The organism is Streptomyces sp. NPDC093984 (assembly GCF_044764595.1).
GTDB classification, from domain to species: Bacteria; Actinomycetota; Actinomycetes; order Streptomycetales; family Streptomycetaceae; genus Streptomyces; species Streptomyces cynarae.
Genome location: NZ_JBIWIM010000004.1, coordinates 314,620 through 336,789, shown reverse-complemented (window position 1 = coordinate 336,789; position 22,170 = coordinate 314,620). Strand labels below are relative to the sequence as shown.

Genomic DNA, 22,170 nt, shown 5'->3' with positions numbered 1-22,170 from the left:
TTGATCGTGAAGGTTATGTGGGGGGCCTTTCATGAAGCCGGCGCGATTCTCGACGCCAACCGCCGCAGCGCTGCTCCTGGGACTGACGACCGTCATCGGTCCCGGCGCGGTCGACTCGTACGCGGCGTCGGACGTACCGCTGCCGATCGCGCACTTCGCGCACATGGTGGTGGATGCCCCGCACGGACACCTGTTCATCAGCGGCGGCTCCGGCACGGACGGCATTCTCGTCACCGACCTCGACGGCGGGAACCCGACGATGATCAGTGGTGAGCCGGGCGCCACGGGTCTCGCCCTCTCCGACGACGGATCCGCGCTGTACGCGGCTCTGCCGGACCGGGACGCGATCGCGGCGATCAGCACGGAGAGCCTGACCGAGTCCGTTCGGTACAGCACGGGCGCGGGCAGCCGCCCGGACTCGCTGGCCGTCGCCGGGGGCACCCTCTGGTTCGGGTACGGCACGGCGGGCGCCGGCGGCATCGGATCCGTCGACGGGGCCGGAACCGTCACGTTGCGGCAGGATTCCGGCAGTTGGCCGGCAGCGCCGATGCTGGCGACGACCCCGACGCCCTCCGGCGTCCTCGCGGCCGCCGTGCAGACGGGTGACACCTCCGCCGTCGTCACGTACCGGGCCGAGGGCGATGCGCTGACCCGGCAGGCCGCGAAGGCGCTGCCCTTCCGCGACCTGAGCGACTTCGCGGTCACGGCGGACGGGCAGCATCTGGCGGTCTCGTCCGAGCAGGACCTGAACGCGAGCACCCAACGGTTCCGCACCTCGGATCTCGCAGCGGACGGGTGGTTCGCCGACGCGACGTACGCCACCGTCGCCGTGGCCCCGGACGGGACCATGGCCGCCGGCGACCGCGCGCTGCACACGTTTCCGGAAACGGGCGACGGCGAGTACACCGAGTACGGCTACGACTATCCGCTGCGCCTGGCCGCACACGGCCTCGCCTGGGCACCGGACGACAGCCGGGTCTACGGCGTGGCCGTGGACGCTTCCGGGGGATCACCGACGCTGCACATCACTCGTACCCCGGAAACCGCGTGGGTCCGTCTCTACGGAGCCTCGACGACCACCCCGCTCGCCCCCGGCGAGGCCTACACGTTCCGGGCGGGCTTCGACTCGCCCCTCAACCTCAGTGCTGAGGAATCCATAATTCCGGGCACCGTGCGGATCACCCGCTACGACGACGCCGATCCGGACGGCCTGCTCATCCCGGACCCGACAAGCACCCCGGGACACACACCGTCCGACTTCCTGGGCTCCTACTACGTCGCCGGCACCGCTCCTGCCACCGGCTCCCTGAGCTTCCGCGTCGACTACTCAGGAGGCGGCCACTACGCCCCGGCGAGCCGGAGCTTCGACATCCCGGTGGCGAAGTACGCGCCCACCATGGCGCTGACCGCTCCCTCCGCTGCAAACCGTGCCGCGGCGATGACCATCACCGGTCGACTCGCCTGGCCGCACGCGCATGTGACGACCGGCGCGGTCCACGTCGTCAAGACCGACCAGGCGCACCCCTCCGGCTACGCGGTGGGCACCGTGCCCGTCGCCACGGACGGCGGCTTCGCCTTCCACGACACCCCGCAGGTCGGTGGCGCGAACACCTACGCCTTCACCTACGACGGTGGCACGTCCTACCTCCCGGTCACGGCGTCGGCGAAGGTGCAGGTGTCCCGCGCCACGCCGAGCCTGAGTGTGGCGACCGACGCGAAGTCGTACCACTCCGGCGCGACCGTCAAGGTCACCGCGCACCTGGGGACGACTTACAACTCCCGTGTCGTGACCCTGTACGCCCAGCCCGCGGGCGCGTCGCGGACCCAGCTCAAGAGCGGCAGGGTCGACGCGTACGGCAACCTCGTGGCGTACTACAGGATCGGCCGCAACACCGTCTTCAGCGCGGCCTTCGCGGGTGACTACCGCTATGCGCCGCGCACGGTGACCACCGGTACGACCGTCACGCCGACCGTCCGGACGCAGATGCAGTGGCCGACCGGGACCACCCGCATCGGATCCACCACCTACCAGGTCTTCTACAAGTCCGAAGTCAACATGGGCTTCAACCTCCTGGTCACTCCCCGCCAGTCCACCGGTCACATGACGGTGTACCTCGAGCACTACTACTCGGGAGCCTGGCACCAGGTCACCGCGCAGGACTGCGGGAGCGTGTACGCCGACGGCTGGTACGGCTACGGCCGGGCGCTGAAGCTCTTCACGAGCAACGACCACTACCGCATCCGCGGCCACTACACGCCACCGGCCACGGGCGCACAGACCGGCAGCGTGTGGAGCCGGTGGACCTACCTCACGGTCCGCTCCGGGTGAGACCGCAGCGCCCGGGGGCCGCCCGGCGCCCGCAGTCGAGTGGAGGCAGCGCGACACGCTCGGCTGGGAAACCCCGGCCGAGCGCGGGTTCGAGCGGAGCCCGTGGCGCGAGGCGGACGGGACTCAGTCGGAGGTGATGTCGACCGTGACCGTGCCGTAGGCACTGGTATGCCGCGCGTCGCCCCCGTACTGCACGGTGTACTGGACGTCGCCCTTGGCCTTCGGACGGTCCGTGTAGCTGAACGTGCCGTCCGCGGCGACGGTCGCGGACCCGATCAGTGTGCCCTCACCCGCCGTCGGGTCGTCGAGCCGCCAGATGTCGACGGTGGTCCCCGCGCCGAATCCCACGGGTGCCTCGAGCTTTCCGGTGAGGGTGAGGTCCTGGTTCCGGGGTGAGGAGGCGGGTGCCTGCACGGTGACGGTGGTGGCGACCTGCGGGAAGTCCAGGACCTGCAGCGTCAGGGAGGAGGTGCCGCTGTCCTCGGTGACCGCGAACACCCTGCTGCCGTCCGGAGCCCAGGCGAGGCCGGCGGACTGGAGTGTGTTGGTGGCGTACGGGGACGACGCCGGGAAGTCCCAGCTCTTGAGGGCCGTGGAGTCGCCCTGCGTGAACAGGTAGACGTCGGGCGAGGAGGCGCCGTCGATGCCCGCCGCGATCGTGCCGTCGGGGGCGATGGCCACGGCGTCGGGGTAGTGGCTGGTGGTGTAGCGGCCGTCGTCCGCCAGGTCGGCCGTGCGGAACGCCTGGTGGTAGTAGGGCGAGGCGCAGGCGACGACCACCCGCGCGCCGTCCGGCGTCAAGGCGAGGTCCTGCAGGCTCGTGCACCCGTCCGTTCCCGGGTCGACACGCTTGGCCTGTGCGTCGGCCCGGCCGGTGCTCACGTCGTACACGGCCAGGGTGGCGGCGTTTCCGTCGGATTCGGCGGCGACGAGGGTGTCCGGGTCCTGCGGCGTGGCGGCCAGGCGGGGCGAGCCGCGGAAAGTGTCGAGGCCCTGGCCCCGCGCGACGACCGGCTGGGCGCCGCTCAGGTCCAGGGAGCCGAGGGCGCCGTTCCAGGTGTCGGTGCTGTAGCCGAACCAGATCTTTCCTCCGGCCAGGGCGAGGGAGGTCGGGCCGGCGTAGGCGCCCGCGCCGGTTCCGGTGTCGTACCGGGCGGTCTCCTGCAGGGTGGCGGTGTCGATCGCGGCGATCGCGCCGGCGTCGCGCAGTGCCACGTACAGCGTGCGGGAGTCGCTGGAAAGCGCCATGCCCCAGGCACCGGCCTCACCGCCGATCTGCTTCACGACCTGGCCCGAGTAGTCCGTCACCAGAACGCTGCCACCGAACGGATCACTGAGAAAGACCTGTTGATGAGCCGCGTCGACAGCCATGTCCCGATACGAGCTGATCGGCAGTGGGGCACTGGTGTCCGCGGCGGCCGTGGTCGTCCCGAGGCCGAGGAGCGAGAGGCTCATGGCAGCGCAGAGCGCTGCTCTTTGTGCGAACTGTCTTATGCGCATGTGGTCGGTCGCTTCCTTCAGTAGGACGTCTGCAAGTGAGCTCCGCGGAAGGCGCGACGAGCGGAGCGGTCCGGCGCTTTGCTCGTCACTGCCCCTGTCATGATCGACAGGCGGCCACTTATCAAGCGCAAAGGCCCGGCCGGACGTCACACACGGTGGATCACGCCATGAACGGCGGTTTCGGCCAACCGACTTGGCGCACACGGAGGCCAGGCGGCCGTCCGATCGACCTGCCCGACCGACCAACTCCAGGCCGCTGCCCGGGGTTTATCCGTCTGGAGCGACCTCAGGTCGTCAACTCCGTGCCGTGGTCTGGCTGGCCAGTGACGAAGCGGCCTTCGTGCACGGAACCGTGGTGGACGTCGACCGGGGGCAGGACAGGGGTCGCCGTCATCGCCCGGCGAAGGCCGCCCCCCGCGTCGCGTCAAGGCTTGGTTGCTGGGTGCCGACCGCTACCCGTCGCGGCGTGGAGAGCGTTGGTGATGGCGCTGAGCCAGCGGTCCACCGGGCCGAGGGTGAGCATTCCGCTGCCCGCGCCCGCGAGTTCGCCCGCGGCCGGCCGCAGGCGGGCGTGGAGCTGCTCCAGCACGGCCCGGTCGCCGAGCTCCAGCGCGGCCGCGGCCTGCAGGCAGCACATCGCCTCATACAACAGGTCCGCAGGCGGCTCCGGCAAGGCGCGCAGACTTGCCTCGGCGTCGGCGCGGCGGCCGGAGCGCAGCAGGATGAAGGGCTCGACCCAGGGGCGGTACGGACCCCAGTCCGCATCCGCGTCGACGTGTTCGGCTGCCTGCCCTGCGGACGTGCTGCCGCCGGCCATGCGCAGACACAGCTGTGCGAGGGGCAGCAGGCCGTGCTCGACGCCGGGCATGCCCGCGCCGTCCAGCCGGGCGGCGGCGTCCCGGTATGCGGCCCCGGCCTGCGGGATCCGTCCGCGGGCGGCCCACCGCAGCGCGCGGTACCACGAGGTGAAGACGCTCACCAGCGGCCGCTCGTGGCGCTCGGCCAGACGGTCTGCCGCGGCCGCGTGGACGTCCGCCGCCGGGAAGTCGCCGAGCGCGCTCCGCGCCTGCATACGGATCAGATGGCCGAGCACCTCGAAAGTGACCAGGCCGTGCCGGGCGGCCAGCGCCACCAGTTCCTCACCGATCGCGTCCCGCCGCGGTGAGAGGCCGGCGCGGGTGCAGGACTGCATGAACGCCGCGTTGAGGGCGAACGCCAGCAAGGTCGGGTCGTCCAGGCGCCGGGCGATCTCCTCCGCCTCGGAGGCCGCCTGCGGACCGCGCGGGGAGCGGGTGCCGCGCATCTCCAGTGCGATGGTGGACAGCAGGCGGCAGCGCGCCGCCTCGTGCGCGCCGCCGCGCGGCAGGGCGGCCAGGGCGCGCTCGGCAGCCGCGACGATCTGCCGTGCCTGCTCCGGGTCGTCGTCACGGGTCCAGATCGCGGGGACGTCGTAGGCGCCGATGACCCGGGCGGTCAGGTCCGGGTCCCCGAACTCCTCCGCCGCGGTGACGGCTTGCAGGCGGTGTTCCCGGGCCGCCCGCAGACCGGGGCCCCCGGTCAGTGCGAGGTCGCGGATCAGGCCGACCGTCGACTCCAGCCGTGCCCGGGCATCCGCGGCGACCGTGCGGTCGTAGGCCGCCGCCGTCCGCGTCCACAGTCGGGTCACCGCTGTGGACGGTTCTGCCCGAAGGTCCAGGCGCGGGTCGTGGGTGAGGATGTCGGCCTCCAGACGACGCATCTTCGGGCCCGGATCCACGCCCAGTCGGTCGGCCAGCATGGCCCGGGCCCGGCGCAGTACCGCGAGCGCGTCCGCCTGGCGGCCCGTGCGGTACAGCGCCAGGCCCAGCAGCTGCCAGGCGTCCTCGCGCCAGGGATGCTCGGCCAGGTGGGCATCCAGGTCGGGCACCGCCTCGGCGGCCAGCCCCAGATCCAGCCGGGCCCGCGCCTGTCGCTCCACGGCCTGCAACCTCAGCTCGGCCAGGCGGGAACACTCGCCACGGGCCCAGTCCTCCTCGGCGAACTCGGCGTAGGCCGGGCCGCGCCACAGTTCCAGCGCCTCACCCAGTTGCTCCAGCGCCTGCCCGGCCGGGAGCCTGGCGGCACCGGCGACGGCCGCCTCGAACCGCCAGGCGTCCACGGCGTCCGGCGCCGCCCGCAGCGCGTACCCGGGGCCCTCGGTGACCAGCAGACGGGCCGGGGCCCTGGCCGGGCGGTGCGGTTCCAGGACGCGGCGCAGCGCGGCGACGAACGTCTGCACCGCACCCACGGCACCGGGCGCGGGCTCGTCCCACAGGTCCTCCACGAGGCGGGCGACCGGTACCACGCGCCGGCGGGCCATGATCAGCCGAGCCAGCACCGCACGGTGCCGCGGGCCCTTCAGCCCGAGCACGCCACCGGCACCGTCCCAGGCCACCACCGGCCCGAGCACGCCGAACGTGATCGGGTCCATCCTCACCTCCCGGCCCTGCCCCGCCCGCCACGGTACGCGCTGATCGGATGCTGATTCGCGCCCGGCAGTCTCGATGGCGTCCGCCGACCCGGCAGGCGTCTTTCACACCCGAGGAAAGCAGTACACCGTGGCACCGACCCTCCAAGGCTTCGACTACCAGCGCATCCAGGTCGCCGACGGCATCGCCCTCAACGCCGCCGTCGGCGGCTCGGGCAGCCCGATCGTGCTCCTGCACGGCTTCCCGCAGACCCACCTGATGTGGCGGCACGTCGCCGCCGACCTCGCGGCGGACCACACCGTCATCTGCCCCGACCTGCGAGGCTACGGAGCCAGCGACAAGCCCGCCGACACCGACGGAGCCGCTTACGCCAAGCGCACCATGGCGGCCGACGTCGTGGCCCTGGCCCGGGCCCTCGGTCACGAGCGGTTCGCGCTGGCCGGCCACGACCGCGGTGCCCTGGTCGGGTTCCGCGCCGGACTCGACCACCCCGATGCCGTCACCCACCTGGCCTGCCTCGACGTGCTCCCGACCCTGGACATGTGGCAGGTGATGCACGGCACCAGTGCCGCCATCGGGTTCCACCTCTATCTGATGGCCCAGCCTCCGCACCTGCCCGAGCAGATGATCGCGGCCGCCCCGGACGCCTTCTTCGGCCACTTCCTCGACATCTGGGCCCACGACCCCGACGCCGTCCCCGCCGACATCCGCGCCGCCTACCTGGACGCCTGCCGCGACGCGGTGCCCTCGATCGTGGCCGACTACCGCGCCTCCGCCGGTGTCGACGTCGAGCACGACCAGGCCGACAGGGACGCGGGCAACCGGCTGCGGATGCCGGTCACCGTCCTTCAGCAGGACTGGGGCGCCTTCCTCGGCTTCGACGCCCGAGCCCTCTGGTCCGCCTGGGCACCGGACCTGATCCACAGGACCGTCGGATGCGGCCACTACATGGCGGAGGAAGCCCCCGGCCGGATCACCGCGGAGCTCCGCGGACTGCTGGCTCGCTGAGCACGCGGCGTGGTAGGTCCCGCGCCCTGCCGGTGAGTACCCGTACTCATGTCTGAACGCGCCCTCCGGTCCACCGTTGAGGACATCGCCCACGGACCGACCCGAAGGAACCCGCGATGCCGAAGTCCTCCCTCCCACGCCGCCTTCCGCGCCCGCGCCGGCTCCTCGCGCTCGCCACGGACAACTGGCTCGCCCGGGCCTATCTGGCTGTGTTCGCCGCCTCCGTCCTGGTCGTGTTCCTCTTCCCGGACAGCGGCTTCGCCCCGGATCCCCTGATGCTCACGGCACCCCTCTCCTTCCTGAGCGTGGCCCTCCCCTTCGGCCCCGGCACCGAGGGCGGCGTGGTGGTCGAGGTGCTCGCCACGGGCTTGTGGACCGTATGGCTCCTCCTGTGCGCCCTCGTGAACGCCGCTGTGCTCGGTGCCCTCGCCGCGAGGTCCGCGGCCGCCGCACCGGCCGGCGCGCGTGAGCCCCTCCCACGGATACCGGTCCCCTCCGAACAGGAGGGGACGGACATGGCACCTGCCGCGCGGCCCCGCCTGCGGGGAATGCGGGCGCTGCTGGCGCCCGCGGTGGACAACTGGCTCGCGCGCGGGTACCTCGCGGTGGTCGCGGCGGCGCTGGGGTTCTTCCTGTACGCGGTGTACCTGTCGCCGGACCCGGGGTTCGCCGGGATCTGGCCGCTCATGGCCACGGCGCCGCTCGGCATCGTCGCCTCCCTGGTGGCGGCGCCCGCGCAGTACTCCGAGCTGTCCTGGCTGAGCCCGTTGCTCTTCTCCGCCGGTGTGGCCCTGTCCGGGCTGGTCAACGCCGTGCTGCTCGGCCTGCTCGCACGCAGGCTGCGGGCGCGGGAAGCGCACCCGGCCACCTGAGCGAGGCGTTGGATCAGCCGGCCGTGCCCGTCCTGGGAGGCGGAGCGTCGACGAATGACGACCATTCCGCAGCTTCCTCACCGCCCCCGCCCCCGGCACCCACCTCGCACCCCCGGAACGCCTCGCAGAGCTCACGGTCCGCGAACGCGAGGTCATGGCCCTGGCCGCCGAAGGGAAGTCCAACACCGAGATCGCCGAGGACCTCACGCTCAGCCCGCTGACCGTGCGCACCCACATTCACCGCGCCATGACGAAACTGGGTGCCCGCGACCGTGCCCAACTCGTCGTCATCGCCTGCCAGCCGGGCCTCGTCCGGGCCGGCCCGCCCGTGCCCTGACACGGTGGGAGAAGGCATGGACCGGTTCGCTCTCCGCCACAGCACGTCCCGGGGCGATCGTCGCGCCCGGCCCCGGGATCCGCATACGACGGCACGCGGAGACTCAGGAACAGGATTGCCGTCGAGCGGGTGACGAGAACCGAACTGGTGCTCTCGCGCCTCGAGGGCCGAGGGTTAGGCTCGTGCTGATCATTGTTACTGAAGAGGGGGTTCCGAGGGATGAGCGGAAGAGTGACGGCGGTCAGCAGTAACGGCGAGTACTCGTTCACCAAGCCGAACCGGGACAGCATCAGACTGCTCGCCGGGCTCGGTGTGGAGGGGGACGTGCACGCCGGCGTGACGGTCAAGCACCGCTCGCGCGTCGCCCAGGATCCCACCCAGCCGAATCTGCGCCAGGTCCACCTCATGCAGGAGGAGCTCTTCGCCGAGGTCGCCGAAGAAGGGTTCGAGCTGGGGCCCGGCGAACTCGGCGAGAACATCACCACGCGCGGCATCGACCTGCTCGGTCTGCCGGTCGGCACGCTGCTGCGCATCGGTGACTCCGCGGTCCTGGAAGTCACCGGTCTCCGCAATCCCTGTGTGCAGATCGACAACTTCCAGGACGGGCTGCTGAAGCAGGTCGTCGGCCGCGACGAGGCCGGGAACATCGTGCGCAAAGCGGGAATCATGAGCATCGTGAGGGAGGGTGGCGTGGTGCGCCCCGGTGACACGATCGCAGCGGACCTTCCGAGCGGCCCGCACCGTCCCCTGGACCGGGTCTGACCGGCCTGCGGGGCGAGCCGCGAGACGACGACGGCCACTTCGACCTTGTCCCACGCTCCACCGTGACCTGCTCCTGTGCGCTCCGGTTTCCGGAGGTACTTCTCCGCGACGACTTGCCGGACCATCGAGCGCAGGAGCGACCGTCCTTCGAACTACCCCTGGTCGGCCCGCACCGCTCCGATAGGATGTTCGATCTGATTCGACCGACATCTAACAAACGGCTAACTGATTGAGACCTATAACATCGCGGCTGCTTTCGCGAATAGACGGCAGAACTGCCTTTTCCGCGTGGCGTCAACCACGGGCGATACTGTGGGCCACAGCGGGTGTGGTGGCCCTCGGATTGCTCGTCACGCTTGAGATCGTCGCCCGTCGCTACGGCCTGCCGGGGCCGATGACCAGCCAGGCGCGGGAGCTGATATTCCCGCCCAAATCGGGCTTTTTGTTGTACGCCAGCATGGCGTTGATGATGGTGGTGCTCACCCGGCGGCAACGGTTCGTCGCGGCCGGCGCCGCGATCGGTATCGACGCCGTCTTCTTGCTGGTGCGGTGGGCGGTCGGTGCCAAGATGACCGGCGGACACCCCTTCGGCAACGGCGCCCTGTGGGTGATGTTGGGCTGTGCGGTCATCGCTGTCACACGCCGCACCGGCCGCGAACGGGTCCTGATGCTGAAGGGCGTCGGGCTGGGCCTGCTGCTGGTCGCGGGCCGCAAGACCGGCGATACCTGGCTGCTCATCACGTCGAAGTCCCGCCCGGCCGTGTTCGACCAGTACGTGGCCACCGCCGATCACGCGTTGGGCGATCCGTCCTGGCTGGTGGGCCGGATCGTCACGGCCACCGGCCCGATCGGCGCCCATGTTCTCAATTACGTCTACGCTCAGCTTGCGGTCGCCGCGGTCGTCGTCGCCCTGTACCAGCTGCGTCATGTGGCGGTCGAGCGCCGCTTCCCGGGCCATCACCTGGTGCGCACTTTCCTGGTCATCGGGCTCCTCGGGCCCGCCATCTACATGATCTTCCCGGTGGTCGGACCGCTCTACGCCTACGGCGCCGGCAACGAGCACTGGGCGTGGGCCCACCTGTGGCCGGCGACGCCGCCCACCGTGCACTGGGCGGTGGCCGATTGGTGGCCGGACACGCCGCCGCCGATCACTACCCCGCACCAGATGCCGTTCGACCAGATCACCCCACGCAACTGCATGCCCAGCCTGCACACAGCGTGGGCCACCGCGATCTTCGTTCACTCCCGGAAGGGCCCACGGATCCTGCGCTTCGCAGGCACTTTCTGGCTGATTGCCACGCTCGGCGCGACGCTGGGGTTCGGCTTCCACTACGGTGCGGATCTCGTTGCCGGCGTGGTGTTCGCGCTCACGATCGAGGCAGCCCTGCGCTCGGTCGACCACGGCTGGGACCGCTCGGGGATCCAGTTGGTCGCTCACGGAGCAACGGTCTTCGCCGCGCTCTTGTTGTCGTATCGCTATCTGCCGATGGAGATGGCCGAACATCCATGGTTGTTCGGACCACTTCTCATTCTGGCGATGACCTCAGTGGTCTACGGCTACGTACGGACCACCACGCTGTGGGAACCGAGGGCCGCACCACCACGGCAACCGGAACCGCAACCCGAAGCAGTCTGAAGAGACGTACGCGGCCTACGAGTCCCACGAGACGCACGAGACGCAGGAGACGCACGAGACGGCGACGCGCGCGTATGAGTGATCGCGCGGGCAAGGTATCTTCCTCCCGCGGCACGTCGAGCTTCTCTCCGTGCCGCGTCAGGGAGGGAAGAAATGCGCGTATCACTGCTCCGGCGCCTGGCCACGCTGGCCACGACGCTGGGGCTCACCTCGCTCGGGCTCCTCGGTGCGGCCGCGACGCCCGCACAGGCCGCGATCAGCGACTGCCCGGCGGGCTATTTCTGCGCCTGGAAGACCGACAACGGCACGGGCGCCATGTTCAAGACGAACACGAACAAGGCGACGCTGGGGACCTGGGACAACACGTTCCAGTCCGTGGTGAACCGAACGTCCAAGTACGCCTGCCTGCACGACGATCCGAACTACAGCAAGACCGGCGGCGTCACCTCGTGGGCCCCCGACCCGGCGGGGACCGAGTGGGGAGGCTCGCAACGTACCGTCAGCTCGGTGAGCCTCGTCGCCACCGAGCGGGAGTGCTGGTTCCCGGCCTACCCGGAGTGGTACTCGTCGACCACCCCCCAGGCGGCGGGCTTCGGTGATCTGAACGCCGACCGCAAGGCCGACGTCCTCGTCCGGGACAAGGCGGGCCGACTGTGGTTCCTGCGCGGCGACGGCACCGGGCAGCTGGTCGGCAACGGCGGCTGGAACGCCATGAACGCCCTCGTCCGGCACGGCGACTTCAGCGGTGACGGCCGAGAGGACGTGATCGCCCGCGAGGCGTCCACCGGGAAGCTGTGGCTGTACCCGGGCACCGGCACCGGCAGCCTCGGTACGCGCAGGCTCATGGGCAACGGCGGCTGGAACGCCATGAGCCGGATCGTCGCGTACGGCGACCTGTCCGGCGACGGCCGCTCCGACGTACTGGCCGTCGAGAAGGCCACGGGCAAGCTGTGGCTGTACCCCGGCACCGGCAGCGGCACCCTCGGTGCGCGCAGGCTCCTTGGCAGCGGCGGCTGGAACGCCATGAACGCCCTGGTCGGGGCGGGTGACATGAACGGTGACGGCCGTGCGGACCTGATCGTCCGCGAGGCGTCCACCGGGAAGCTGTGGCTGTACCCGGGCAGGACCGGGGCCCTCGGGTCCCGTGTGCTGATCGGCAGCGGCGGCTGGAACGTCATGGACACGTTCCTGGGCCTGGGCGATGTCGGCGGCGACGGCCGCGCCGACCTCGTCACCATCACCAAGAGCAGCTATGTCGGCGGGAGCTGCCGAGGGGTCGGCTGCCAGCTCGTGTACCAGGGCCGCGGCGACGGCACGCTGGACTCGCGCGTGGAGACGGCGGACGGCTGGTTCGGCCTGAACGGCTTCTTCTGACCGAGGGAAAGGGCAGCCGCGGCTCAGAAGCCGCCCGACAAGCCTCTGGCACGAATCCGGCACGCGACCGGTGATCGCCCGGGGGCAGCAACAAGGCCCGGGTCTGTGACCTGGGCCTTCCTCGACTTTCCGACCGTACTCTCCTCCGGCCGCCGGCCGGCGTTCGAACACGGCCCGCGCCCGCAGGTTCAGCCGGAGCCGGGACTGCCCGCCGCTTCGCTGGCGGCGCGGCGGTACTCGGCGTTGATGCGCTGCGCTTCCTCGAGCTGGTCCTCGAGGATCACGATGCGGCACGCAGCCTCGATCGGGGTCCCCTTGTCGACGAGCTCGCGGGCCCGAGCGGCGATCCGCAGTTGGTAGCGGGAGTACCGGCGATGTCCTCCCTCCGAGCGGAGTGGAGTGATCAGACGAGCCTCCCCGATGGCTCGGAGGAAGGCCGGAGTGGTGCCGAGCATCTCGGCTGCCCGGCCCATCGTGTACGCGGGGTAGTCGTCGTCATCCAGACGATCGTTCAGAGGGTGGTCCGATGTCATGTCACCTCGCTGTGCAACGCGTCGAGGGGCCCTGGTGCCGTACGGCACCAGGGCCCCGAAGGAAATTCAACACCATCTGTCGGCCCTACTGCTGTGCCGACCTTCTGTTTCCGCTACCCGGCCCGGCAGGGCGGAGCGGGGGGATCGCAGCTGCGTGACCGGGGACCACCATCCATTCCGGGGTCTTGCGGTACCCGGGCCGAGTGCTTCTCGGGCCGGGCGATCCTGATGGCGTCTGCTCCTCCGTTCCTCTCTGTATCAACCGCTGAATGAACCGGTACTGCTGTCGGCGGCTCCTCGACGTGCGAGCCGCCCAGTGCGGCTCCCAGTCCCGTCACCGTTCTGGGAACACTTTGGCTTCAGGCCCAAGAGCCGCACTGACCTGCGTACTTCGTATTCAGTCACCCGCCAGTTCGTGTCTGGCGGGTCTCGTTCGACCGTGTTTACGAGAAGAAGCGTACCCAGACCGGGAGCCAAAGTCTACTGTGACAACAGTAGATTTCATCCTTCCGGCGGAGGAAGAACAAGGCAGTGGTCGGCCCCCACGGGTGGGTCGTGAGCCGCCTCCCGCAGCCCGCGCAACCACTTCACGCCCCGCGGGCGGTGCCAGTGCGGGCAAGGCGAATAAGCTCTGCTGTCATGTCGAACCCTGATGAGCTGCTCGTCGCCATCTCCGCCGCGGTGGAGTCCGAGCGAAGCAATCAGATGTCGCTGACCGTGGTCGTCGGCGGTGCCGTGATCACCGGCCGGCTGGCTCCCGAGGCAGTGTGGAGGGAGCGGGTGGCGGAGGTTCTGAAGGACTCGGACCGTCTCGGCCCGTTCTCGGACGTCTTCACCCGCGGCCCGCGAGGGAACCGGCCCGGTCGCGGCGAGGCGCCCACGCATCTGCACTTTCATCTCGCCCGGATCCTGCAGGGCAGCCTCGGGATCCCCGAGACGGGCGGCATGTACCGAGTCGCGATCAAGGACGTCAGCGCGTGGACCGTAGGCGATCTCAGCTACGTCGACCGGTGAGGCGCTGTCTCCGCCCCGTCGCCCGGCCGGCGGTTTCCGAGCGGCAGGCGACACAGCGGTGGGGGCCCTGCCGACGCGCGTCGGCAGGGCCCCCACCGGGATCCTGAGGGCGGTTTCCCGCCCGTCCTCATACGGCCACGGGGCCGGGGCGCCGGACTAGGCAGCCGACTCGTTCCCGGGCCGCCGCTGTGCCCCGCGCCGCACCCCCGCGCCGACGGGTCGGCCCTGGCCGGTGCGGCCACGGCGGTTCCGGGACGTCGAGGAGGCGCGGCGGGGGCGTTCCGCGACAGGTGTGGTGATGACCACCGGGACGCCGGAGGGCGCCTGGGCGCCGGTGATGCGGCTCAGCTCCGCCTCGCCCGAGCGGACCGGGGTGATGTGCGGGGTGATGCCTGCCGAAGCCATCAGCCGGGTCATGCCGCGGCGCTGGGCGGGGGTGACCAGGGTGACGACGCTGCCGGACTCCCCGGCGCGAGCCGTACGGCCGCCACGGTGCAGGTAGTCCTTGTGGTCGCTGGGCGGATCCACATTGACGACCAGGTCGAGGCTGTCGACGTGGATGCCGCGGGCCGCGACGTTGGTGGCCACCAGGACGGTGACGTGACCGTCCTTGAACTGCGCCAGGGTCCGGGTGCGCTGCGGCTGGGACCGGCCACCGTGCAGGGCCGCGGCGCGGACACCGCTGTTCAGCAGGTGCTTGGTCAGCCGGTCCACGGCGTGCTTGGTGTCCAGGAACATGATGACCCGGCCGTCCCGGGCCGCGATCTCGGTGGTCGTGCGGTGCTTGTCCGCGTCGTGCACGTGGAGTACGTGGTGCTCCATCGTGGATACGGCACCGGCCGACGGGTCGACGGAGTGGACCACCGGGTCGGTCAGGTAGCGGCGGACCAGCAGGTCGACGTTGCGGTCCAGGGTGGCCGAGAACAACAGCCGCTGGCCCTCGGGGCGCACCTGGTCGAGCAGGGCGGTGACCTGGGGCATGAAGCCCATGTCGGTCATCTGGTCGGCCTCGTCGAGCACCGTGATGCCGACGTCGACGAGCCGGCAGTCCCCCCGGTCGATGAGGTCCTTGAGCCGACCGGGCGTCGCGACGACCACCTCCGCGCCGGCCCGCAGCGCACCGGCCTGCCTGCCGATGGACATCCCGCCGACGACGGTGGCGAGCCGCAGGCTCACGGAGCGCGCGTAGGGAGCGAGCGCGTCGGTGACCTGCTGGGCCAGCTCACGGGTGGGGACGAGGATCAGGGCCAGCGGCCGGCGCGGCTCGGCGCGCCGGCCCGCCGTACGGGCCAGTACCGCGAGGCCGAAGGCGAGGGTCTTGCCCGACCCGGTGCGGCCGCGACCGAGCACGTCACGGCCGGCCAGGGAATTCGGCAGGGTCGCCGCCTGGATCGGGAACGGTACGGTCACGCCTTCGTGGCCGAGCGTGGCCAGCAACGGCGCCGGCATGGCGAGATCGGCGAACGACTCGACAGCGGGCAGGGCGGGCGTGACCGTCTTCGGCAGCGCGAACTCGCCTCGGGCGGGCTGTCGGTTTCCGTAACCGTTGGAGCGGCGCGAAACGCCGGAGCGGCCCGCGGCGACGCCTCCTCCGAAACGGTCGTATGTGCTATTGGTGCGTGCGCGAGTGGAGCGGTCGCGGTTCATGCGGAACCTTCCTCGATGTGGGCACGTATCAAGGAATTTCCGCAGCAGAATGAGCGGCGCAGAGAATCGCGTGAACGGGCCGAAAATGACAGGGTCGAATCACCCTGGGAAATAAAGCGAGCTGGGGCCCGCACCCGAAGGTGCGGGCCCCAGCTGCGAAGTATGCGTCAGTGCCGGCGCGTCAGGCGGGAACGATGTTCTCGGCCGTCGGGCCCTTCTGGCCCTGCGCGATGTCGAACGACACCTTCTGGCCTTCCAGCAGCTCGCGGAAGCCCTGGGTGGCGATGTTCGAGTAGTGGGCGAAGACGTCGGCGCCGCCGCCGTCCTGCTCGATGAAGCCGAAGCCCTTTTCCGCGTTGAACCACTTCACAGTGCCAGTAGCCATTTTGTTTCTCCTTCGGGACGGTGTACAGGAACACGCCTTGTGCGCATTCCGTGTCGCCGTGATGATCAGCCGTCGGAAAAACCTTCTGGCAACCACACCTGCCAACCACACCTGCAACTGATGACGACAGTAGCACGTCGGCGTCGGCCCCGAGCGTTGAATAATTCTCCGCCGCCTGTCGCCGCAGGAATATTTGACGTGCGCCGTGTCCATTTCTTACGTCGCGACCACAGATATTGGTCACCGGGAGTGCGGTGTTGCAGTCGAGCGTTTCCGCTCACAGCGCTGTGACCTCCTGCGAAGGTGTACGCGGCCGCTGTCGTCATCGCGGACGGGATACCGACGAGCGCGCCGGGACCCGCGCCGGGACCCCGCAATGGAGACGAAGGCCACACGGCGGGCGGGGCAGCCGGCTGTGCATTCGACTCATCCGGAACACGGGGCGGCGAACGAGGCGATCACGGCAGCCGGGTCCTGCCCGCGACTTGCCGCTCTGACGTGCCCCCCGATTCGAAGTCCCGGCCGTCGGCGGGGACGTCGTGACGGTTGACGGGCACGCTGTGGGCACGATGCGGCGATGGCGAGGCTGACGGACGGCCGCCGGGACGTGGGCCCCTTCGCAGGGCACCTGCACGCCTGAGGGCGAGCCGCCTTCGCGAGCGCACTCGGAGACGCGGTCGCGGCAGGGAGCTCTGCCGGTCCGCAGACGGTGCTGAGCGTGAGCACCTCGGCCTGCGGCCGGCCGTCACCGCACCGACGGCCTTCGGTCCCACCCCTGTCGTGCCCAGGGGGTCGCAACCCCCTGGACGGCGCTATCGGATCGGCTGACCGGAACGGCGCCCGATCAGCCCGCGCGCAGGCCGCGTCCTCCCGCCCGTTGGGTCCCCGGCCCGACTGGGTCTATCGTCGGAATTCCGGGGCCAGGACGAGGAGGACGGCCGGTGATGCCGCAGGACGAGGCCGTGATCGGCCGCACGGGGAAGGTACTCATCGGAACTCGCGGATCCGCGGGCCCCGGCGAGGTCCTGATACAGGTCAGAGGCGGCTCCGAGACCTTCCTCGCCTGGTCGGAGGATCCCCTGCCCAGGGGGGCGACGGTGCTCGTGATCGAATCACGTGGATGCCGCGAGGTCGGCGTCATCGAGTGGGTGGATCCATTGGACGCGCTCGGCGGCGACACCGCCGGCGCCGGCTGAGGAGTACAAGCATGTTCGGATACCGCGTACCCGCTCCCGACGAGGCGATGTTGATCTCGGGAGGTCGGCGGGGACTGGGGGGCGCGCCGTTCCGAGTGGTGACGGGCCACGGCAAGTTCGTGCTGCCGGTCTTCCGGAAGGTCCGGTTCCTCACGCTGTCGATGTGCGAGTCCGAGGTCACCGAGACCTGTGTGACCCGGCAGGGCATCGCGCTGCACGTCCGCGCGGTCATCGCCTTCAAGGTCGGCAACGACCACGAGAGCATCATCAACGCCGGCCAGCGGTTCCTCAGCGACCAGGACCAGATGTCGGTGCTCACCGGCCGCATCTTCGCCGGTCATCTGCGGGCCATCATCGGCTCCATGACGGTCGAGGAGATCGTGACCGAGCGGCAGAAGCTCGCCGCCGAGGTCCTGGACACCTCGAAGACCGAAATGGCGAAGATCGGCCTGATCGTGGACTCGCTGCAGATCCAGTCGATCGACGACGGCGACACCGGCTACATCGACGCCATGTCCGCGCCGCACAAGGCAGCCATCCAGCGGCAGGCGCAGATCGCCCAGGCGCAGGCCACCCAGGCCGCGGTCGAGGCGGAGCAGGCGGCGGCCCGCAAGCAGGCCGAGTACGCCCGGCAGACCGCCATCGTCAAGGCCGAGTACTCGGCCGAGGTGGACCGCGCCCAGGCGCAGGCCGCACAGGCCGGGCCGCTGGCCCAGGCGCACGCCCAGCAAGAAGTGCTCGCCGCCCAGACGGAGCTGGCTCAGCGTCAGGCCAAGCTGCGCCAGCAGCAGCTGGTGGCCGAGGTCGTGAAGCCGGCGGAGGCGGAGGCCGAACGGGTCAGAATCCTCGCCGCCGCCGAGGCGCAGCGCATGAAGATCCAGGCGGAGGCGGCGGCCTCCTACGACCGGGTCGCGCTCGACCGGATGCTGATCGACCAGCTCCCGCAGATCGTGAAGGAGGCCGCCGGCGGCCTGGCCGGCGCCAACGTCAACGTACTGAACGGCGCAGACGGCCTCGGTGAGATCGCCGCCGGCCTGGTCTCCCAGGGCCTGACGATCCTCGACTCGGTCCGGCAGAACCTGAACGGCCAGGATTCCGACGGCCGCCGCCCCGAGGAGGACAAGAACAACAGCCTTCTCCAGTTGCACGGGAGCAGGGAGAGGAAGTCGAACGACGGTCCGGTGGACGTCGACTAGCACTGTGACCGCACAGCTCGACCGGGGTCCTGTGGCAGCCCGGGCGGCGGCGACCAGGGGGACGGTGGAGTTCAGGTGGTGCAGCCCCCTGGTGTCGCGTGATCTGTCGGGCACTGCGGTCCTTCATCCGCTGTTGGTGTCGCGCTCCCATTCGCTGCCGCCCAGCGGGTAGTCGTAGGCCGTGCCGCCCACTTTGGCGCAGGTGCGGAACGGGGTGCCGTCGTTGTCGATGTGGACGGTGCCGTGACGGCTGCCGCTGGACCAGTCCAGGGTCAGGTCCCAGCGGACGTCGTGCGCCTTGGTGTGGACGGTGACGTAGTAGACCTCCGGGTCGGACTCGCTGACCTTGTACGGGAAGTCGCGTTGGCCGTTCTTGACGGTGAGCGTGGGGCTGCCGCGGTCCAGGTCGGCGTCGAACGACCTGGTTTCGACGCCGCCGCCGCAGCCGTCGCCCATCGCGTACTCGTTCCAGCCGAGCGGTGCGCCCCTGGAAAGGACGCGTAGGTGCAATGCCTCCAGTACGACGGTCTCCTTGCCGGTGCCCTGGACGGTGAGGGCGATCCGCTGGTCGTTCGAGGAGACCGCCCCGTACGCGGCGGCCCAGCGCGGGGCGTCCTGCTCGCTCGCGGGCGGGCCGACCTGCGCGGGTTCGCTGTCGACGAGGAAGTGCTGACTGCACGGGCTGTCGTAGACGTAGGGACGGACGCCGACAGTGAGCGGGGCGGTGGCGGTGGTGCTGCCGTCGGCGGGCTGGGTTGCGCGCTGCTTGCCGTCGCCCTTCGAGGCGCCTGACCCGGTGCCGGCGGACCCGGTGGGGGAGGCGGAGGCCGATGCGGATGGCTTGCTTCCCTTCCCGCTCGCGGACGGGTCGGCGGAGGGCTTCCCGGCGCCGACCGCGCCGGCCGTTACTTCCGGCGTGGTGAGCGCCTGCTGCTCCACCGTGTCGTTCTTCCCGCTGCTGCCAAGCGGCGGGCCCACGGTGAGCACCACGGCTCCCAGCGCGGCGGCCACCGCGACGGAGGCGATCAGCACGGGACCGCGACGACGGAGACGACCCCCCGGCGCAAGCGCGCCCGGCATGTCTACGACGACCGGCTCACCGCTCCCGTCCTGGCCCTGTCCGAGCACCACCGCGGGGCCGGGATCCGCCGCTTCCGCCACATCGGCTGATCCGTCCGAACCGGCTGATCCGTCCGAACCGGCTGATCCGTCCGAACCGGCTGATCCGTCCGAACCGGCTCCCTGAGCCGAACCCGTCGCCGCGACCTGATCCGCCCCGCGCCTGCGTGCCGCGTCCGCCAGGATCCAGTGTCGGTGCAGTTCCACCAGCTCCTGCGGTGTCGCCCGGCAGACCCTTGCGAGGCGCTCCACCGGTGCGTACTCGATCGGCACGGCGGTGCCGTTGCAGTAGCGGTGCAGCGTCGACGTGCTCATGTGCAGGCGCTTGGCAAGCACCCCGTAGCTGAGTCCCGAGCGGTCCTTGAGCTCCCGCAGCAGCCGTGCGAACGCCTCCGCTTCCCCCGCCTTCGTTGCCCCCGACACCCGTTCCCCTCATTCCCCGTGTCCCAGTCGCGCGTTCCAGGGCCACTTCTTTCTCCCTGGTCAGAGCGCATTTCGGCGTTCCAGTGTCCCCAACTCCCCGCTCTGCGTGGCGGTTGGGACGGATCACCTCCCAAGCTTCCGTCATCAAATCACCACCGCCACCCGGACATCGAAGGGGCACAGCCATATGTTCAGCCTCCGCACCTCCCGCACCCGTCTCGCCGGCGCCGCCGCGACCACCGTCCTCGCCGCGCTCTCCCTGACCGCGTGCAACGACGGAACAGGCGCCCGCGTCGAGGGCACCGCGGCGCCCACCTCCACGAGCCCTTCTTCCTCCAGCTCGGGCGCCGGCTCCTCCCCGAACGCCTCGAATGGCTCGAGGGCCTCGAATGGCTCCAATGGCTCGAACGGCTCGAACGGCTCGGGCTCCTCCGACGCCAAGCCCTCCGCCGGTTCGAGGTCCGCCACAAACACCCCCGCGGCGAAGGCGCCCGCCTCCTCCGGCAAGCCGGTCACCTGTGAGGGGTCCAACACCAAGACGGTCGCGGCCCCGCTCACCCGCCCCGTGAACCACATGCTGCTCACGGTGACCAACACCGGCAGCAAGACCTGCTTCCTCTACGGCTACCCGGCCGTCCGTTTCGGCGAGGCCCAGGCCGTGCCTCCGGTCATCGAGCAGTCGCAGCCACAGGCAGTCGTCACGCTCGAGCCGGGCGAGTCCGGGTATGCGTCCGTGAACCTGGCCGCCACCGACGGCAGCGGCTCGAACGGCCGAACCGTGAAGTCCCTGACGGTCTACTTCCAGGGCCGCTCCGGCAGCGGGAGCGTCGGCGCGGCCGCCCACCCCTCGCTGCCCGCGAAGGGCATCTACGTCGACGACTCGCTCAAGGTCACCTACTGGCAGCAGTCGATGAACGACGCCACCACCTGGTGACACCTGAGCGCCCCTTGGAAGAACAGCAGCCCACGGACCCGGACAGGCAGGCAACCCACCATGCGCAGCGCCCGCAGGATCTCCCACTTCGTCACTGCCTACGTCGGCGCGGCCTTCCAGGTCGTCGTCCTGGGCGGCCCAGGCCGCCTCACGGAGGAGGCGGGAGTCCGCCGACACCGCCCCAGTACCTGAACACACCGCAACGGATCAAACTGGACAGCGTCGGAGGCGGACACCCGGACCGTGATCCTTCCCGAGTGCCTTCGCCGTGAGCTGCGCCGGCACAGAACCCCCGGGCCTCTGGCCTGGGGGTTTGTCATGGAGCGGGTGACGAGAATCGATCCGGGCTGACCTGGGGCGGGGGACTTCGATCGCTAGTGGGCCGTTGGCCGATTTTCCGGTGCTCCCCGTGGTTCCCCGCACGATCTGGCACGTGTCTGGCACGACCCAAACGGCTACAGGTCATCATGAAGTCGGCTTCACGACATGGCCCAGGGCGACAAGGCCGATTCCGACCACGATCAACGATGGGCGCTCAAAGCCGCCGCACGCTATGAGCAGTGCACCGGTTCCCCAGAGCCTCGGCTGTCGAACATGGCGCTGCAGCCATTGGCCCGGCATACGTCCGAGGAGCAAGCCATGCAGGCCGAGGACAGCGCACGCGAGCCATAGCGTTCCCACCAGAAGCAGCAGCGGCAGAAGGATGCCTGCAAACGATGCTGACATGGTCAATCCCCCGATGGACCGGCGACGTTGGTCCCCCACCGAGGAGTCTCGCACGACCGTGCAGACGCTGGCCGTTGGACCTCTTCGTCCCGAAGCAACTCGGGCGAGCCCTCGACTTCGGGCTGGTGTGCCCTTCACCTGCCGCGATGGTCCACAGGTGTGCGTGGTTGTCCGCCGGTGTACGCAGGCGTCGTCACGCAGTTGGACACTCACACGGCAGGCATGTACGAACTTCAGTCGCCCGCGAACCACAAGTAACTGCCTCGGGTGGCCTCGCACTCTTGCAGCATCGTTGCGAGATCGTCCAGTGCGGCGAGCTGACGCTCATCACTGCATCTCTGCTTCAGATCGTGGATCTCTCGGACGGCGGCTGCGGCTTCCTGCTCGTTCATCAACGTATCCCCGTACGGATCAACGGCAGTGAGCCTCCCGGACACTCCAAGGAGCTGGAGCGAGCCGAGCGCATCAGCCAGCGCGTCGCCGTGCCCGTAGGAGCTCCGCAGGAGTGTTGCGCGGGACTTGCGCCAGTTGTTGCGGGCCGGCCGTGATGAGTGCAGCTCCAGATCAATCCCCATGCTTCATGATGCACACGCTCTGCCGCTGCACAGCCACAACTGAGCACCGGCGGCCGTGACCTGCGGCCGCCTGATCGATCAATGCTCTAACCTGCTGCTGAGCTGTCGGCAGCTGTCGACGTCGGTCATCGTTGAGCGCCCTTCCACGGCCCGAGGG

Annotated in this window: 19 protein-coding genes and 1 pseudogene; 13 read left to right on the top strand and 7 right to left on the bottom strand. The window is 70.2% G+C overall.

Going from position 1 to position 22,170, the window contains the following annotated elements; all coding sequences use genetic code 11:
• The first annotated feature begins 31 nt into the window (after positions 1-31).
• Positions 32-2,329: a hypothetical protein gene (locus ACIRC0_RS17530; protein ID WP_403617031.1), complete on the top strand. Its 2,298-nt coding sequence runs from the start codon at positions 32-34 to the stop codon at positions 2,327-2,329.
• Positions 2,330-2,452: 123 nt separating this feature from the next.
• On the opposite strand, the gene ACIRC0_RS17525 is transcribed toward ACIRC0_RS17530, so the two are convergent.
• Together ACIRC0_RS17525 and ACIRC0_RS17520 are read right to left on the bottom strand one after the other, a co-directional pair.
• Positions 2,453-3,784 (bottom strand): YncE family protein, encoded by a 1,332-nt coding sequence (locus ACIRC0_RS17525; RefSeq protein ID WP_403617030.1) that lies wholly within the window; start codon positions 3,782-3,784, stop codon positions 2,453-2,455.
• Positions 3,785-4,253: 469 nt separating this feature from the next.
• On the bottom strand, positions 4,254-6,278 hold the full coding sequence (locus ACIRC0_RS17520) for a BTAD domain-containing putative transcriptional regulator (RefSeq protein ID WP_403617029.1): 2,025 nt from the start codon (positions 6,276-6,278) through the stop codon (positions 4,254-4,256).
• Positions 6,279-6,405: 127 nt separating this feature from the next.
• Here ACIRC0_RS17520 and ACIRC0_RS17515 point away from each other — a divergent pair, with 127 nt between their 5' ends.
• The 6 genes and pseudogenes from ACIRC0_RS17515 to ACIRC0_RS17490 all read left to right on the top strand — a co-directional run bounded on the left by ACIRC0_RS17515 (position 6,406) and on the right by ACIRC0_RS17490 (position 12,265).
• Entirely contained in the window at positions 6,406-7,284 is an 879-nt protein-coding gene (locus ACIRC0_RS17515) for an alpha/beta fold hydrolase (RefSeq protein ID WP_403617028.1), read from the top strand.
• A gap of 116 nt (positions 7,285-7,400) precedes the next feature.
• Positions 7,401-8,156, top strand: coding sequence for an SCO4225 family membrane protein (locus ACIRC0_RS17510; protein WP_403617027.1), 756 nt, complete (start codon positions 7,401-7,403; stop codon positions 8,154-8,156).
• Positions 8,157-8,229: 73 nt separating this feature from the next.
• A pseudogene (locus ACIRC0_RS17505) lies at positions 8,230-8,493 on the top strand (helix-turn-helix transcriptional regulator); the annotation flags it as partial.
• A gap of 219 nt (positions 8,494-8,712) precedes the next feature.
• Complete coding sequence (locus tag ACIRC0_RS17500; RefSeq protein WP_403617026.1) at positions 8,713-9,255, top strand: MOSC domain-containing protein; 543 nt, start codon at positions 8,713-8,715, stop codon at positions 9,253-9,255.
• 262 nt (positions 9,256-9,517) lie between these two features.
• Positions 9,518-10,891, top strand: a complete 1,374-nt coding sequence (locus tag ACIRC0_RS17495) for a DUF5933 domain-containing protein (RefSeq protein WP_403617354.1) — start codon at positions 9,518-9,520, stop codon at positions 10,889-10,891.
• Positions 10,892-11,044: 153 nt separating this feature from the next.
• Positions 11,045-12,265, top strand: coding sequence for an FG-GAP-like repeat-containing protein (locus tag ACIRC0_RS17490; RefSeq protein WP_403617025.1), 1,221 nt, complete (start codon positions 11,045-11,047; stop codon positions 12,263-12,265).
• Positions 12,266-12,453: 188 nt separating this feature from the next.
• Here ACIRC0_RS17490 and ACIRC0_RS17485 read toward each other — a convergent pair whose 3' ends face one another.
• Positions 12,454-12,798 (bottom strand): MerR family transcriptional regulator, encoded by a 345-nt coding sequence (locus ACIRC0_RS17485; RefSeq protein WP_403617024.1) that lies wholly within the window; start codon positions 12,796-12,798, stop codon positions 12,454-12,456.
• 639 nt (positions 12,799-13,437) lie between these two features.
• Here ACIRC0_RS17485 and ACIRC0_RS17480 point away from each other — a divergent pair.
• Positions 13,438-13,812 (top strand): hypothetical protein, encoded by a 375-nt coding sequence (locus tag ACIRC0_RS17480; protein WP_366030055.1) that lies wholly within the window; start codon positions 13,438-13,440, stop codon positions 13,810-13,812.
• Positions 13,813-13,968: 156 nt separating this feature from the next.
• Here ACIRC0_RS17480 and ACIRC0_RS17475 read toward each other — a convergent pair whose 3' ends face one another.
• Entirely contained in the window at positions 13,969-15,459 is a 1,491-nt protein-coding gene (locus tag ACIRC0_RS17475; RefSeq protein ID WP_403617023.1) for a DEAD/DEAH box helicase, read from the bottom strand.
• A gap of 181 nt (positions 15,460-15,640) precedes the next feature.
• Positions 15,641-15,844: a cold-shock protein gene (locus ACIRC0_RS17470; RefSeq protein WP_028799214.1), complete on the bottom strand. Its 204-nt coding sequence runs from the start codon at positions 15,842-15,844 to the stop codon at positions 15,641-15,643.
• 944 nt (positions 15,845-16,788) lie between these two features.
• Between ACIRC0_RS17470 and ACIRC0_RS17465 the strand changes: the two genes are divergently transcribed.
• Positions 16,789-17,040, top strand: a complete 252-nt coding sequence (locus tag ACIRC0_RS17465) for a hypothetical protein (RefSeq protein ID WP_403617022.1) — start codon at positions 16,789-16,791, stop codon at positions 17,038-17,040.
• Positions 17,041-17,051: 11 nt separating this feature from the next.
• Entirely contained in the window at positions 17,052-18,236 is a 1,185-nt protein-coding gene (locus ACIRC0_RS17460; RefSeq protein WP_403617021.1) for an SPFH domain-containing protein, read from the top strand.
• Between the two features lie 123 nt (positions 18,237-18,359).
• Here the strand turns inward: ACIRC0_RS17460 and ACIRC0_RS17455 are convergent, their stop codons facing one another.
• The gene (locus ACIRC0_RS17455) at positions 18,360-19,778 is read right to left on the bottom strand and encodes a helix-turn-helix domain-containing protein (RefSeq protein ID WP_403617020.1); all 1,419 of its coding nucleotides are present in this window, start codon (positions 19,776-19,778) and stop codon (positions 18,360-18,362) included.
• Positions 19,779-19,965: 187 nt separating this feature from the next.
• Between ACIRC0_RS17455 and ACIRC0_RS17450 the strand changes: the two genes are divergently transcribed.
• From ACIRC0_RS17450 to ACIRC0_RS17440, 3 genes are all read left to right on the top strand, one after another.
• On the top strand, positions 19,966-20,712 hold the full coding sequence (locus ACIRC0_RS17450; protein ID WP_403617019.1) for a DUF4232 domain-containing protein: 747 nt from the start codon (positions 19,966-19,968) through the stop codon (positions 20,710-20,712).
• A 60-nt stretch (positions 20,713-20,772) separates the two neighbouring features.
• Complete coding sequence (locus tag ACIRC0_RS17445; RefSeq protein WP_403617018.1) at positions 20,773-20,904, top strand: hypothetical protein; 132 nt, start codon at positions 20,773-20,775, stop codon at positions 20,902-20,904.
• A 294-nt stretch (positions 20,905-21,198) separates the two neighbouring features.
• Positions 21,199-21,384 (top strand): hypothetical protein, encoded by a 186-nt coding sequence (locus ACIRC0_RS17440; protein ID WP_403617017.1) that lies wholly within the window; start codon positions 21,199-21,201, stop codon positions 21,382-21,384.
• A 287-nt stretch (positions 21,385-21,671) separates the two neighbouring features.
• On the opposite strand, the gene ACIRC0_RS17435 is transcribed toward ACIRC0_RS17440, so the two are convergent.
• Complete coding sequence (locus ACIRC0_RS17435; RefSeq protein ID WP_403617016.1) at positions 21,672-22,013, bottom strand: hypothetical protein; 342 nt, start codon at positions 22,011-22,013, stop codon at positions 21,672-21,674.
• Positions 22,014-22,170 lie beyond the last annotated feature (157 nt).

Bases quoted from the DNA above. Each gene is read 5' to 3' on its own strand.
- ACIRC0_RS17470 (WP_028799214.1), bottom strand. From the start codon at position 15,844: ATGGCTACTGGCACTGTGAAGTGGTTCAACGCGGAAAAGGGCTTCGGC.
- ACIRC0_RS17445 (WP_403617018.1), top strand. From the start codon at position 20,773: ATGCGCAGCGCCCGCAGGATCTCCCACTTCGTCACTGCCTACGTCGGC.
- ACIRC0_RS17500 (WP_403617026.1), top strand. From the start codon at position 8,713: ATGAGCGGAAGAGTGACGGCGGTCAGCAGTAACGGCGAGTACTCGTTC.
- ACIRC0_RS17510 (WP_403617027.1), top strand. From the start codon at position 7,401: ATGCCGAAGTCCTCCCTCCCACGCCGCCTTCCGCGCCCGCGCCGGCTC.
- ACIRC0_RS17450 (WP_403617019.1), top strand. From the start codon at position 19,966: ATGTTCAGCCTCCGCACCTCCCGCACCCGTCTCGCCGGCGCCGCCGCG.
- ACIRC0_RS17460 (WP_403617021.1), top strand. From the start codon at position 17,052: ATGTTCGGATACCGCGTACCCGCTCCCGACGAGGCGATGTTGATCTCG.
- ACIRC0_RS17530 (WP_403617031.1), top strand. From the start codon at position 32: ATGAAGCCGGCGCGATTCTCGACGCCAACCGCCGCAGCGCTGCTCCTG.
- ACIRC0_RS17435 (WP_403617016.1), bottom strand. From the start codon at position 22,013: ATGGGGATTGATCTGGAGCTGCACTCATCACGGCCGGCCCGCAACAAC.
- ACIRC0_RS17485 (WP_403617024.1), bottom strand. From the start codon at position 12,798: ATGACATCGGACCACCCTCTGAACGATCGTCTGGATGACGACGACTAC.
- ACIRC0_RS17475 (WP_403617023.1), bottom strand. From the start codon at position 15,459: ATGAACCGCGACCGCTCCACTCGCGCACGCACCAATAGCACATACGAC.
- ACIRC0_RS17520 (WP_403617029.1), bottom strand. From the start codon at position 6,278: ATGGACCCGATCACGTTCGGCGTGCTCGGGCCGGTGGTGGCCTGGGAC.
- ACIRC0_RS17525 (WP_403617030.1), bottom strand. From the start codon at position 3,784: ATGAGCCTCTCGCTCCTCGGCCTCGGGACGACCACGGCCGCCGCGGAC.
- ACIRC0_RS17465 (WP_403617022.1), top strand. From the start codon at position 16,789: ATGCCGCAGGACGAGGCCGTGATCGGCCGCACGGGGAAGGTACTCATC.
- ACIRC0_RS17440 (WP_403617017.1), top strand. From the start codon at position 21,199: ATGGCCCAGGGCGACAAGGCCGATTCCGACCACGATCAACGATGGGCG.
- ACIRC0_RS17480 (WP_366030055.1), top strand. From the start codon at position 13,438: ATGTCGAACCCTGATGAGCTGCTCGTCGCCATCTCCGCCGCGGTGGAG.
- ACIRC0_RS17490 (WP_403617025.1), top strand. From the start codon at position 11,045: ATGCGCGTATCACTGCTCCGGCGCCTGGCCACGCTGGCCACGACGCTG.